The organism is Mucilaginibacter conchicola (assembly GCF_003432115.1).
Lineage (GTDB): Bacteria > Bacteroidota > Bacteroidia > Sphingobacteriales > Sphingobacteriaceae > Mucilaginibacter > Mucilaginibacter conchicola.
Map to the genome: position 1 here is coordinate 318,224 of NZ_QWDC01000002.1, position 13,892 is coordinate 332,115.

Annotated in this window: 14 protein-coding genes; 3 read left to right on the forward strand and 11 right to left on the reverse strand. The window is 45.2% G+C overall.

Translation table 11 applies throughout. The features are described from left to right. Nucleotides 1-8: 8 nt before the first annotated feature. From D0C36_RS11060 to D0C36_RS11100, 9 genes are all read right to left on the reverse strand, one after another. Complete coding sequence (locus D0C36_RS11060; RefSeq protein ID WP_117391691.1) at nucleotides 9-1,265, reverse strand: pyridoxal phosphate-dependent aminotransferase; 1,257 nt, start codon at nucleotides 1,263-1,265, stop codon at nucleotides 9-11. A 294-nt stretch (nucleotides 1,266-1,559) separates the two neighbouring features. After that, entirely contained in the window at nucleotides 1,560-2,294 is a 735-nt protein-coding gene (locus D0C36_RS11065) for an acyl-CoA desaturase (RefSeq protein WP_117391692.1), read from the reverse strand. Between the two features lie 144 nt (nucleotides 2,295-2,438). Next, a complete protein-coding gene (locus tag D0C36_RS11070) occupies nucleotides 2,439-2,900 on the reverse strand; it encodes a ferritin-like domain-containing protein (RefSeq protein WP_117391693.1) in 462 nt (153 codons plus the stop codon). Nucleotides 2,901-3,068: 168 nt separating this feature from the next. Beyond that, nucleotides 3,069-3,779: a hypothetical protein gene (locus tag D0C36_RS11075; protein ID WP_117391694.1), complete on the reverse strand. Its 711-nt coding sequence runs from the start codon at nucleotides 3,777-3,779 to the stop codon at nucleotides 3,069-3,071. 109 nt (nucleotides 3,780-3,888) lie between these two features. After that, on the reverse strand, nucleotides 3,889-4,740 hold the full coding sequence (locus tag D0C36_RS11080) for a PKD domain-containing protein (RefSeq protein ID WP_117391695.1): 852 nt from the start codon (nucleotides 4,738-4,740) through the stop codon (nucleotides 3,889-3,891). A 130-nt stretch (nucleotides 4,741-4,870) separates the two neighbouring features. Continuing rightward, nucleotides 4,871-5,524, reverse strand: coding sequence for a hypothetical protein (locus tag D0C36_RS11085; protein ID WP_117391696.1), 654 nt, complete (start codon nucleotides 5,522-5,524; stop codon nucleotides 4,871-4,873). A 279-nt stretch (nucleotides 5,525-5,803) separates the two neighbouring features. Next, a complete protein-coding gene (ku, locus tag D0C36_RS11090) occupies nucleotides 5,804-6,571 on the reverse strand; it encodes a non-homologous end joining protein Ku (RefSeq protein ID WP_117391697.1) in 768 nt (255 codons plus the stop codon). A 196-nt stretch (nucleotides 6,572-6,767) separates the two neighbouring features. Continuing rightward, entirely contained in the window at nucleotides 6,768-7,502 is a 735-nt protein-coding gene (locus D0C36_RS11095) for an SDR family oxidoreductase (protein ID WP_117391698.1), read from the reverse strand. An 83-nt stretch (nucleotides 7,503-7,585) separates the two neighbouring features. Beyond that, nucleotides 7,586-8,158, reverse strand: a complete 573-nt coding sequence (locus D0C36_RS11100; protein ID WP_117391699.1) for a Crp/Fnr family transcriptional regulator — start codon at nucleotides 8,156-8,158, stop codon at nucleotides 7,586-7,588. A gap of 87 nt (nucleotides 8,159-8,245) precedes the next feature. Between D0C36_RS11100 and D0C36_RS11105 the strand changes: the two genes are divergently transcribed. From D0C36_RS11105 to D0C36_RS11115, 3 genes are all read left to right on the forward strand, one after another. Further along, entirely contained in the window at nucleotides 8,246-8,824 is a 579-nt protein-coding gene (locus D0C36_RS11105; RefSeq protein WP_117391700.1) for a Crp/Fnr family transcriptional regulator, read from the forward strand. 89 nt (nucleotides 8,825-8,913) lie between these two features. Further along, nucleotides 8,914-9,810: an SDR family oxidoreductase gene (locus tag D0C36_RS11110; protein WP_117391701.1), complete on the forward strand. Its 897-nt coding sequence runs from the start codon at nucleotides 8,914-8,916 to the stop codon at nucleotides 9,808-9,810. Between the two features lie 284 nt (nucleotides 9,811-10,094). Next, a complete protein-coding gene (locus D0C36_RS11115) occupies nucleotides 10,095-11,408 on the forward strand; it encodes an HAD-IB family phosphatase (protein ID WP_117391702.1) in 1,314 nt (437 codons plus the stop codon). 508 nt (nucleotides 11,409-11,916) lie between these two features. Here D0C36_RS11115 and D0C36_RS11120 read toward each other — a convergent pair. Both D0C36_RS11120 and D0C36_RS11125 read right to left on the reverse strand, forming a co-directional pair. Then, nucleotides 11,917-12,396, reverse strand: a complete 480-nt coding sequence (locus D0C36_RS11120; RefSeq protein WP_117391703.1) for a universal stress protein — start codon at nucleotides 12,394-12,396, stop codon at nucleotides 11,917-11,919. Nucleotides 12,397-12,566: 170 nt separating this feature from the next. Beyond that, nucleotides 12,567-13,883, reverse strand: coding sequence for a voltage-gated chloride channel family protein (locus D0C36_RS11125; protein ID WP_117391704.1), 1,317 nt, complete (start codon nucleotides 13,881-13,883; stop codon nucleotides 12,567-12,569). Between the last annotated feature and the right edge of the window lie 9 nt (nucleotides 13,884-13,892).

A 13,892-nucleotide genomic window follows, 5' to 3' on the forward strand; every position in this document is an offset into this window, starting at 1 on the left:
ATGTTTCTTTATTTCAATTTGGCCAATGCCTGGCGGATGCGTGGTATCATCTGCTGAATTTCTTCCAGCGCTGTTGCACCAACTGATGCACGGAACCAGGTCACTTCTTCGCCGGTGCCGAATGCCGAGAATGGTACAAAGGCAACGCCTGCTTCTTTTATCAGGTAGAAATTCACATCGGCACTGTTCTCTAACACTTTACCATCGGCTGTGGTTTTGCCGGTGTAGTCTAACTTAACGGTTAAGTAGATAGCACCCATCGGCTCAATTGAATCAACTGCAAAGCCTTCTGCCTTCAGTTCCTGGAAACCTTCGTGCAGGGTGTTCAAGCTGGCTTGGATGTCACCTTTCAGTGTATCCAGATAGGTGTTTACAAAGCCGTCGTTTTTTAAATATTCGGCCATGGCAACTTGCTCTGCTTTGGGCGACCATGCACCCATGTGGCCAACAATGGCTTTCATGTTGTTGATGATAAACGCAGGACCAAAGCCCCAGCCCACGCGCACGCCGGTAGCGGCAAAGCATTTTGAGCCACCATCAATAAACACGGTGTAATCCTTCAGCTCGGGGCGAAGTGTTACCGGGTCGTAATGTTTGTACTCGCCGAAGGTTAATTGTGAGTAGATCTGATCGTACAACAGGTATAATGGTTTTTCATCCGCACCACGGCTTTTGTTTTCGGCAATCACCAGGTCGCAAATTTCTTCCAGGTCTTTTTTACCGAACATGGTACCCGTAGGGTTTAACGGCGAACAAAGTGCCAGCATGGTTGCGCCTTTTAAATGCGGGCGAATCTCATCTGCCGTAGGCATAAAGTTATTTTCGGGGCGGGTTTCTACCAATACCGCTTCGGCGCCGGTAAGGTCGCAGTAGTGGTTATTGTTCCATGATGGTGTAGGGAAAACCACCTTATCGCCCGGATCTACCAGGGCAAGGTAAGTAGAGTATATCAAAGGGCGCGAACCGCCTGAGATCAATATCTGGTTGGCAGCATAATCTAAACCCAAAGTACGGCTCAGGAATGAGGATACGCTCTCGCGCAGGCTCAGCATACCATCAGCCGGCGGGTAGTTAGTTTGATTATGGTTATAGGCGTCGATAATGCCGTCGCGCAGTTCTGCCGGGATAGGATAAATATCAGCGTCGAAATCGCCAATGGTTAAGTTGGCAATGTTTTGGCCTTGCTTTTTCAGTTCGTTTATCTCGCCGGCTATCTTGATAATTTCAGAGCCGTGAAGATTTTGTGCTAATACCGATATTTTCATTGTAAGATATATTGAGCGGCAAAGATAGGAAAGCCCCCTCTAAATCTCCCCCTGAAGGGGGAGACTTTTTGAATTACTTACGCCAATGTTGTCATTTCGAACGAGCGATAGCGAGAAGAAACCCTGTTAATGTGTAAGTCTCTTAAATATGCATGAAGTAACAAGATTTCTCGCCGCCGCCTTGCACAGGTCCTCTCTTCTGCTCGCTCGAAATGACAGGGTGAAGAACTCTAAAAATAAAAAAGGCGAAAAGTTTATCACCTTTCGCCTTTTACCTTTAAGCTTTCACCTTAATTAAGCGTATGCTTTCCTCAATTTTATTATCCTGGCCCAGTGCATCAGTTTCATGATGGGGTAAACCGGATCGATCTCGAACCATTTTGCACCAAAGTTGGCACTATTTGGCCTGCGGTGGTGATTGTTCTGGAACAGCTCGCCCAACATCAGAAAATCAAACGGGGTGGTGTTTTTTGATTTATCGTTGTTATCAAAGTTTGAATAACCGTATTTATGACCGCACCAGTTAACAATGGCACCGTGTAGCGGCCCCATCAGGAAATGGATAGGCAGCAGCAGGAACATCCACCAGGCAGTAGCAAACTGAATGTAAAATGCTACATACAGCAAACCAAATATTACGCGCGATATCATTGATGATGCTACAACATCCAGAAATTTCCACTCGGGGTAGTTGCCTTTAAAACGCTCTTCGGGTTCTTTTAAACGGCGCTCGTGCATTTTATAGGTTTGGGCGGTATACCACATCATCTGGAAAACATCCTTAAAAAAATGCGGCGAGTGCGGATCTTTTTCGGTATCGCTGTAAGCATGATGTTCGCGGTGCATAATGGCGTACGCACGTGGATTAAGATACGATGATCCCTGGAAAACATAGGTCATCACATAGAATATGCGCTCAAATACTTTGTGCGTGGTAAACATTTTGTGCGATGCATACCTGTGCAAAAAGAAGGTTTGAAAGAACAATGACAAGAACCAATGAGCAAGAAAAAATATTAAGATGATCACGGCAGATTATTTTTTTTCGGGGTTTATAAAAGACCACAAAGGTACGGTTTAATGCCCTAACTACCTCGCAAAAAGGTAAAAAACAAAGAGCCATCCGTTTTGCGGATGGCTCTTTTAGTTACATCAAAAATTACTGATCTTGAATTATGCCTGGTGATCTCTCAGGAATTTAATTTTATCATGACCATCTTCTATCAACTGTTGTTGTTTAGCGATCAACTCGGCCTGTTCGTGCGACAGGTTGCTATCCGGCGACAGGGCGCTTTTGTATGCTTTTTTGATAGCGTCTTCACCGCGTTCGCACTCCGCTAAAATAGCTTTACGATCGTGACCGGTAAAGGTGGCTTTTACATCCAGCCATGCACGGTGAATGGTGCCTGTTACGGTATTGCCTGTTTCCAGTTCGCCGCCAGCCTGGCCTACTGCTGCGCTAAGCTCCTGCACGTTTTGGCGGCTATCGCTTGCATACTTGTCAAATATCGCTTTCAGGTCGGCATCACCTTCGCCAAGGTCTTTGGCGGCGCGGGTAAAACCGTCAATACGGTCGTTGTTAATTTCTATTAAGTCGTTTAGTACTTCAACTGATTTTTCTGTGGTAGTTTCCATAATGGTAGTTTTACATTGTTTACGCTAACCCTTGCAACCACCATGCCATATTTAATTTCTAATTAAATAAATTATAAAAATGTTTATACTCAACTGTTTACATATACGTAAACAGAAACGGTTCCGAATGTGTACCCGGAACCGTTTGTATACTATTAAAGAGTTGAGTTACTTAATAGAGTAATTTGTTAAGTAAGACTTGGTTTTTAAACCCATAAATTCAAAATCGGTTTGAATTAAGCCGATGCCTTTAGCCAGATAGTAATCATAAGTACCAAAATCTTCAAAACCATTGCCTATTCCAAAATCATATTGCACCGTCATACGGGTATGTATTACATTATTGTAGGTATTATTTAGTACCGTTTTAGTAATTCCTTTTTCAATAACCTTGCTTACGGTTTGCCCCGGTATACCATTTACCAAACCGTCAGGTGTCATTTTAGCTGTCCACTCGCCGCCAACAGCGAGGTTATTATCCAATATAAAAAACTCCACCGTTACTTTTTCCTGCTCAGTGGTAGCTACAATTTTATACTTGTTATCTTTTACATAATAATATTGAAAAGTATTTTCTTTCCCTTTGGTATTACTTTTCAATTCGTAATAATTTTGGCCATTTATTGGTGTTATTACGCCGGTAATGTGCGCTTCTGCACTTTCGCCTGTAGCATCGCTTTTATAAGTCCATGAACTGCCTGTAGTAGTTGGTAAATAACTGCTGTTGGCGCTGCTGTTGCCATTTGAACCGGAATTGTTTCCGCCGGGGATAGTAGCTCCGTCTATAACAGTAAGGTTTGAGAGATCCGGAGTGTCTTTTTTACAAGAGCCAAAACAAAACACCAAAACCGGAAGCAGGGCGAGTAAATATTTTTTCAAGTGTGATAATTTAACAGGTTAAAACTCTTCATAAAGATAAATAAAAAAGCCTGCTTGCAAAATGCAAACAGGCTCATAACAAGTAATAATAGAAAACTGATCAATACGGTTAAGGATTGATCTTTATAGTGATAGTTTTAGGTGCAGATTGCTTAGTTCCCTTTTTTGCCACGAGAGTTACGGTGTAGCTGCCGGCTACTGCAAACTTTACTTCGGGATGCTGCTCTGTAGATGCTGCAGGGCCATTTGCGCCAAACGTCCAGTCCCAGGCATCGGCATTTTTTGATGTGTTTACAAACTGGATAGGCTCATTAATGGTGTAAGGGTACGGATGATAAGCTAAGCTGAAACCCGCCTGCGGATCTGTATTAACGTCAACCTCAACCTCATCGCTGTAGGTAGCTTGTACGTTGCCGTTAATAGCTGTAAGTTCAACAAGGTATTTACCGGGCTGGTTAAACGTGTGTGTAGGATTGGCCTCATTATAAGTTGTGCCATTTATCTTCCACTTGTAAGTTTGCGCGTTTACCGATTGGTTCTTGAAAACCACGGTAGCCGGTGCAGTGCTCTTGTTGTCTTTAAACTCGAAGGTGAAGAACGGCGCGGGGTTATTATCAGGCGCTATGTAGATAACCTGCTTGTAAAAAGCTTTGCGTGTGCCTTTTATAGCGGTAAGCAAGATCTCATAAGTTCCTTCGCCCGCGTATTTTATTTTATCGGGGTTGGCTTTGGTTGATATTTGCCCGTCGCCAAAGTCCCATTTGTAGCTGTCGGCGTACCTGGATTTGTTTACAAACTGTATTTCGCTGTTAATGCGTTGTGCGCCGTTCCAATCAAATTGGGCCACCGGCATGGTTGTATCGTTTTTATCCGGTTTTGCAGGATTACCCTTTTTGCAACTAAGCAAAGCCAAAGGTATAGCCAGCAAAAGCATTAGCTTTTGTAAAAATTGTTTTTTCATAGTGTTGTAGCAGGGTCTTTTGCGTGAGGTGTGATGTGATATAAGATTTGCAGGCTATATCCAAAAAACGACCAGTTACCCCGGCGCAGGCCCCCTTGCACTGCGCCGGATACTGATCTTATAAGCGTGATTATTTGATCACGTAGGCTTTCAACTCAGATTTAAGTACGTTTTTGGTTGGCGTTTTAGCGTATATAGCAATTACACCTACACCTTTAGCAACGTAAGTATCTGTAGTGCTGGTAGTAGTAAAGTTAGCGGCACCTGTTTGCTTTGCCTGTGTTTCTGTTACAGTGTGTACAACATTAGTATAAGTTTTACCAAGGATAGCTTTGCTGATACCTTTTTCGGTGATGGTAGTTTTAAGCTGCAGCTGGAAACCTTCCTGGTTGGCAAGCGATGTGATAACTGATTCGTTAACCGATTTGTTATCAATAAAATACGGAAGCTCAAATGTATCTTCACCATCAATGGTAAGGGTAGTATACACATGGTTGTTGATACCAATGTATTGAGTTTCTTCATCGCCTTCTGATACCACTTTAACTTCGTAGTATTTTTTACCATCAAAAGTTTTGGTTACACCGGTAATGGTGTTTGTTGCAGTTTCTTTATCTGTTGAGTTTTCGATACCGTAGTACTCGGTTTCGTAAGTCCAGTTTGAGCCTTTGGTTACCGGTTGGTAATCACCATTGGTATTACCACCGCCAGGGTTGTTGCTGTCTTTTTTGCAAGCCGAGAATATGCTGATAACTGCTATTAAGGTTAAGATATGTTTTTTCATTTTTTAAAAGGTTTCGGTTTTAATACCGCTTAATATAATGTATGACTAAATTTTAGTCCGAAAACCAATATGGTACCTATACTATTTTCAGAACTTATAATACCCATGACGAGCTTTTTTGTGTAAGTGTTACACTACCCCAAAACTTTTTGTATTTTTTGGGTGGGAAGGGTTTCTGAGCTTGCAAACAAACAGAAAAGGCCATTTTTAACGAACGGCCTTTTCTGTTTGGCGGTGAGGACACCGCCAATGGTGTATTAAGTAAATATAGTGTGGCTGTTACGCCCCTTTCTTTTGCAAACTCTGCATCAGCTGGTCGTACAGATCGTCGCTTTTTGTTTTATGCGGTTTTAGTTTCTTAATGGTTGCGCGTTTACCTTTTGATTTTTGTTTGATGATGTTGAGCAACTCATTGGTGTACTCATCCTTAAATTTAGATACATCAAATTTCTCTGCGTATTGCTTTATCAGCGCCAGGCCAACATCCAGTTCCTTTTTACTTACTTTAACGTTATCGGCCAGGTTCAGGTCTTCAGTATCCCTTATCTGCTGCCCGAAACGGATGCGGGTTACTACCAACACATTATCCTGTGGGTGCACAATACAAAGGCTCTCGGTGCTGCGTAGTACAAAACGCGCAAGTCCGGCCTTGCCCGATTGTTTGAGCGCCTGGATGAGCAGCGCGTATGCCTTGTTGTTTTTAGTATCGGGCTCTGTATAGTATGATGTTTCGTAGAACATCGGGTTTACATCCTTGATATCCACAAAGCTTTCTATCTCTATCACCTTGCTTTTTTCGGGTGCGGCGGCTTCAAAATCGGCATCGTCCATAATAACATAATTGTCGTTCAGCTTGTAGCCTTTTACAATTTTCTCGTAGGGTACTTCCTTGTGCGTTTTCTCGTTCACGCGCTGGTAGCGGATGCGCTCGTGATCGCGGCTATCCAGCATATCAAAATCAAGCGAGCTTGTTTGCACCGCCGAATACAGCTTAACCGGTATGCTAACCAGCCCAAAGCCAAGCGAACCCTTCCAGATAGATCTCATAGCATTACCATTAATGGTGGATCTATATAACCACACTGAGTGATAAAGAGTTTTAGGGAAAGTAAGTATCTAAAAATGCGTTATTGCGAGGTACGAAGCAATCTCTACGTAGGCAGATCGGCCCTGTATAGTTCGGAAATTGCTTCGTACCTCGCAATGACGCGTAAATAATGCCTTCAGTAATACTATAGCGGATTTACACCAATACCCCACCGCCATCAACAATGAGGCTTTGGCCGGTGCCGTACTGCTGCTTCATGAGGTAAACATAGGTAAGGGCAATATCCTCAGCCTCGCCTGCGCGGCCAACCAATAGTGAGTTTGACATATTGGCGTATAAAGCTTCACGGTCAGCCTCGGGGATGCCGCCCCAAAGATTGGTTTTCACCACACCAGGCGTAACGCAGTTAACACGCACAGGCGCCAGCTCAACCGCCATGGCACGCATAAAACCTTCGGTACAGCCACAAATACTTGATGCTACGCCCCAGCCTGCGCTCGGCCTTGCACCGGCGTTGCCACTGGTTAATGTAATAGAACCGCCTGCATTAATATGTTTAGCACCGTATTTAACAGCTGCAAAGGCGCTCCAATAACGGATATTGAAAAATTGTTGTGCCTGCGCTATGTCAGTTTCTTCAATTACGTTCAGTTTCAGGTTTTCGCCGGCGGTGTACACGAGGTGGTCAAATTTGCCTATGCCGTCAAAAAAGTCGGCAATGTTTTGATGGATGCTCAGATCAACCGCGAAGCCGGTTGCGTTGGCCGGCAGCTGACTAAGCGCACTATCTATACGTTGCTGATTGCTTGATACGATAACAACTTCTGCGCCTTCCTGCGCTGCCAGTTGCGCGGTAGCGAAACCAATGCCGGTGCTGCCACCTAAAATTATTACTCTTTTACCATTCAGGTTGTTTACTGTGTTTTCCATTATTATAAATTTTATGGATACAAAGTTGCGCCCCGCCGATAGCGAAAGCACTTAACATATGGTAAAAACGAATGGTGGATTATCTATTTCGCGCTTTTACGGATGCGGCTTAAGGATTGCGGCGTAATGCCCAGGTAACCGGCAATATCTTTAAGCGGTACGCGCCTTGCCACATCTGGCTGTTGTTTCAAAAAGAGGTGGTATCGCGCTTCAGACTCCTCGCCCAGGTAAGCATTACGGATCTTTATTTTTTCCAGCAGTTTCTCCTGGGTGATGCGGTCTATCAGTTCTTTTAAGCCGGGAACTTCCGTATAAAGTTCTGTTAGTTTAGTTTTATTGATCACCAGCACTTCGGTATCGCAGGCCGCCTGGATGCCTTCATCCGCAGGTATATCATTGTTAAAACTGTAGAGGATGGTACAGAACGAGCCCTCTTTTAAAAAGAAGTGCGTAAGCTCCACACCTTTCTGATTAGTTGCCATTATTCTGAGCACGCCATCGCAAATAAAGAATAACTCGCGGCAAATTTGGCCGGTGTTCAGGAGTTGGTCGCCTTCTTTATATCGCCTGCGCTCAAAAGCTGCGGCAATGGCGTCCTGTTCTTCTGCTGAGAAGAAACGGTGCTGTTGCAGAAAGCTGATCAGCGGGTTGCTCATGAGGCAAATATATCTAACTCAACATCAACCTACGGTAATAATTTAGCGCGCCAACATTTGAGCCGTCATTTTCGTTATGTTTGAATAATGGCCTACGATTTCGATATCTACATTAAACAACATATCAATCTGAGTGATGAGGATGTACAACTAATGCGCTCAATGTCGCTGGAGAAAACGGCACACCGCAAAGAGATACTCCTGAAGCCCGGCGATGTGTGCCGCTACAAAATGTTCATCATCAGCGGCATGGTGCGCCTGTACCGCACCCGCGAGGATGGCAGCGAACACATTATGCACTTTGCTACCGAGAACGAGTGGATGACCGAACCCGAAAGCCTTAATCATGGCACGCCTACTACCTACTATATCGAGGCTTTAGAAGACAGCCACCTGCTGCTTTGGACCAAGCGCGATTTTACACAGCTATGTGTTGCCATCCCTCAGCTTAAAACCTATAGCGAGGATATCATTGCCAAAAACCTGGCCATGACCCGCGAGCGTGTTTTTAATACCATGAGCGCAACAGCCGAAGAGCGCTACGATGACTTTATCCGCGATTACCCCGATGTTTTTAACCGCATACCGTTGCACATGGTAGCCTCGTACCTTGGCGTATCACTTAAAACCCTTACCCGTGTAAGGCAGGCGCAGGTAAAACGGTAAATGTAAAACGGGGACAAATGTCCTCTTTCAGGGCTTCTGTTTTGGAGAGATTTGTGTTATTGATTTATCTATTTAATAACACATTAATTATGCGAGTATTTGTTACCGGCGCTTCGGGCTTTGTAGGCTCAGCCGTTGTTCAGGAGTTATTGAAGGCAGGCCATACAGTGCTTGGTTTTGCCCGTTCAGATGCATCAGCACAGGCTATTATTGATGCCGGTGCCGAAGTGCATAAAGGTTCGCTTGAGGACCTGGAAAGCGTTAAAGCCGGCGCTGCCGCCTGCGATGCCGTTATCCATTGCGGCTTTATCCACGATTTTTCGAATTTTAAAGCCAGCTGCGAGTTAGACCGTAAAGTTATCGAAGCAATTGCTTCGGTACTGGAAGGTTCAGATCGCCCATTCATCATTACATCAGGCACCGCCCTGCTATCAGGCAATGGTTTGGCTACTGAGGATAAAGAACCTGCATTTACATCAGACCAGTTCCCGCGCGTGGCTACCGAAGAAGCTGCCCGTGCCGCGGCTGCAAGGGGCATCAACGTATCAGTAGTGCGCCTATCACCATCCGTACACGGCGAGGGTGATCACCATGGTTTTGTGCCGATGCTGATCAGGCTGGCAAAAGAGAAAGGTGTATCTGCCTACGTTGGCGACGGCACTAATCGCTGGACAGGTGTCCACCGTTTAGATGCTGCCGTGCTTTATGTTTTGGCTTTAGAGAAAGCTGCTGCCAATGCTAACTACCATGCATCATCAGAAGAAGGTGTTACACTGCGCGAGATAGCTGAGCTGATCGGTCGTCACTTAAATATCCCCATAGCATCAAAAACAAAAGAAGAAGCCGGCGAGCACTTTGGCTGGATGCTGCACTTTGTTACCCTGGATAACCCAACATCGCACCAGATAACCAGCGATACTTTGGGCTGGGAGCCAAAAGGCCCAACGTTGTTAGAAGACCTGGAAACGGGCATCTACTTTAAATAAAAGCACTGTTTAAATGCGGCGATGTTATTGTAATCGCCAGCAGAGTTGACTCACCCCGACATCTCCGCCTCCCGGCGGATCGTCACCCCTCTCTTCGCTGCGCGAAAAGAGGGGTTTGTTTTTTATATTTTCTTACCCTCTTTGCTGCTTGCAGCAGAGAGGGTCGACAAGCGCAAGCGACGTCGGGGTGAGTCCGCTCTGCGATTTACATGCAAAAAGCATCGCCGCTTTTGTTTTATCAAATTTCTATTAAAAAGGTAGACTAAAAATTGCATTTTTGCGCTATGACGTCGCAGCCTGAAAAAACTGAGCAATACTTTATTATAGATTTCGACAGCACCTTTACCCAGGTAGAAGCACTGGACGAACTGGCCCGCATATCCCTTAAAAACCATCCCGACCGTGAGGCGATCTACAAAAAGATAGATGACCTTACCAACGCATCGATGGAAGGCCGCCTGTCGTTTACCGAAAGTTTGCAACAGCGCGTACAATTGCTTAACGCCACACGCGAGCATTTGAAAATGCTGATCAGTCATTTAAAGAAAAAGGTATCTACCTCTTTCTCCCGCAATACGGTTTTCTTCAAGAAACATCAGGATGAGGTATTGATCGTATCAGGCGGATTTAAAGAGTTCATTACACCGGTTGTTACCGAGTACCATATCAAAAAAGAAAATATTTACGCCAACACTTTTGTGTTTGATGACGAGGGTAATATTATCGGTTACGATAAAGAAAACCCGCTATCGCAGGAAGGTGGCAAGGTTAAGTTGCTTAAAGAGCTAAACCTGCAGGGCGATATTTACGGCATTGGCGATGGTTATTCTGATTTTCAGCTGAAGGAATCGGGGATGATCAAAAAGTTCTTTGCCTTTACAGAGAACATCGAACGTAAATCAGTTGCCGAAAAAGCCGACCATATTACGCCGAGCTTTGACGAGTTCCTGTACATTAACAAACTGCCTCGTGCCATCTCCTACCCAAAAAACCGCATCAAATGTTTGGTAGTGGGCGATATTGATGAAGAGGCCCTGCTGCAAATGAAACGCGAGGGTTACAACATCCGCCATCAGGCCAGCATTGAGGATAAATACCTGGAAGAAGCAGGCGTGCTATTCTGCGATGAGCACCATCAGCCAACCATTGAGCAACTGGAGCATGCAGGCAGGTTAAAAGTTATTGGTTGTTTTGGTAAAGTAGCCAGCAAAAAACTCTCTGAAGCTGCCGGCGAAAAGGGCATCATCATTTTTGATGATTACAAGCAAAATCCGCGCAATTCAGACTTTATTCCCAAGCGTGTTATCGCTTTCATGAACGAGGGCAAAACCCACATGAGCTGCAACTTCCCCGATCTGCAGCCACCACGTGTTAACAACGCCCACCGCCTCATCCACATCCACAAAAACGTGCCCGGTATACTGGCCCAAATAAACGAGGTATTTGCTAACCACAACATCAACATTGTGGGCGAGTTCCTGGTAACCAACCCGCAAATTGGCTATGTTATCACCGATGTGGATGCCGGTTATGATACCCAGGTACTAAACGAGCTGAAAGCTATTGAGCATACGATAAAGTTTAGGCTGCTGTATTAATTCTCTCACACGGCATTGCAAGGAATATCAAATTATCAATCCGCAATTAGTATTTCATTAGGAATGATTGTAGCGATATGCATCGTCAGTGGATGTTACTTTCTTTTTTTCCGCTAAAAAGAAAGTAACCAAAGAAAAAACTCGCGGCTACGGTAACGCGCTACAATGAATGTGCTGCTACAGTGCCTGTGCTACCCGCACGTTACGCTATGCCGCATTGTTCGGGGTCGTTGGGTTCACCACCATATTCTTCCGGATAATACTTGTCATTCCTCGCTATCGCTCAGAATGACAACGATAAAAATGCGGGCAAAGGCCCGACAAAAAACCGGGCCAAGGTAGAGGCCTGCGGGCAGAAGGATTTTTTTGTCTTGAATTTTTGCTTCTTTTGTTTCAAGACAAAAGACGTAGCCCCTGCGGCAATGAGCAGACTAACACTAATTTTCAGCACAGACCTAACGTGTGGGATGCCGAAATAAATTCGGCATGACGTGTATGTAACTTACCGCTACCCCTTCTCACCCAAAGGCACCACCATTACCGGTACTTTGGCATTACGAATAACCGTTTCGGCTACGCTGCCCATCAACAGGCGGTCGATGCCCGAGCGGCTGTGGGTACCTATCACAATAAGATCGGCATTGAACTCTTCGCTGCTATGGAGTATGCCGTCGGCTGTGGAGCCAAATTCGTTGAAATGAGTTATCTGCAGGCCCTCGCCATATTTTTCGATGGTGCGATTAAGGATGTTATCGGCGTGGTCTTTCTGTATCTCCAGCAATGAAGCTTCGTTGTAATCGGCAGTTGGCAGGGGCATACCCATAATGTTATCGGCACCATTGCCGGTATCGGGCGTAACGGCTGGTTCAACAATATGTACCAGCCCTACATGGGCATTAAAAGTTTTAGCTAAGTCGAAACCATAGCAAGCGGCGTATTCGGCATATTTGCTGTCGTCTATCCCAATTAATATACGGCTGATCTTCATGATGATAAAGGGTTCTGTGATTGTTCTTCCTATAAAACAAACAGCCGTTGATATGTTTTACCAAAGCGCTAAAACTTAAGTACATGCAAATATAGTTTACGGGAGTTGGGCTGAAGTCCGTAAAAACTTGCCTGCTTCCGTCGGCTGAAGCCGGCGGCAATGAAAAACAACTAAGGCTTATACTTATTAAATAACCGGCTTGTGTACCCGTTTATCTTAGCAACTCCCGTACGCTGTGCAGAATAGATACCACCCTCGCCGCTAAAGAAATAAGCCGTAAAACATGCAATGGCAAAGAACAGGGCATATTCGCCTCCGAAGAGTTCAATACCCATCAGCGTGCAGGCCAGCGGGGTATTGGTAGCACCTGCAAAAACGGCGATAAAGCCAAGGGCAACAAAAAGGCTCACGGGGGCATTCAGCAGATCGGCAAGCGTATTACCCAAGGTCGCCCCAATATAGAACAGCGGCGTAACCTCGCCACCTTTAAAACCTGTACCTAAGGTTACAGATGTATAGATAAGTTTCCATAACCAGCTAAAGAAATCGGCACCGGTATGGTGGAAAGCTGAAACAATGGTAACCGCGCCGGGATACTCAGCATCTACCCCTAAACTCAGGTAATCGGGTTTACCGAGGATAAAAGTTAAAGCTATAATTATCAAACCGCCAGCTACAGGTATGAGCCAGCTGATCTTAATAAGTTTTAATGAGACATTCTTCACCAGGTGCACAGCCTTTGCAAAAGCCATAGCCACCAACCCAAACAAAGCCGAGGCGAACAAAACCTTAGCCAACAGCAGAAAACTGACCGGCAGATGCTTGCCATAAAATTCGCCGCCTACATCAACCACATCAATATGGTAAAGCGTATGGTGAATGCCCCAGGCAGATACTGTAACATCGCCCACCAAACCGGCAATTAAACACGGTAGCAGGGCATTGTATTGGATACGGCCAATGGCGATCACTTCAAGCGCGAATATGGTTCCTGTAAGCGGCGTACCGAATACGGCACCGAAACCAGCGGCTACACCGGCAGTTAATATCAGTTTTTTATCAGCCTCATTAAGTTTAAACCAACTACCAAAAAGGTTTGCCAGGCTCCCTCCTATTTGTACTGCAGTCCCCTCGCGCCCTGCCGAGCCGCCAAATAAATGGGTGATAATAGTAGTGATGAGGATAAGCGGTGCCATGCGTTTAGGTACGCCTGCACCCGGCTCATGTATCTCATCAATAATAAGGTTATTGCCGCGCTCGGCGCTTTGCCCGTACCATTTGTAAAGCAGGTGGATGGCAGCACCAGCCAGCGGCAACAGGTATAGCAGCCAGGTATGCCCAAACCTGAAATGGATAGCCCAATTGAGCAGCCACAGGAAAAGTGCCACCGCACTGCCAATAGCAACAGCCACAGGAATGCTGATAATAGTCCAGCGAACTAAATAACCTAAAAGATTTAACTGTTTTGAGATGATATTTTTGAACATAGCCTACAA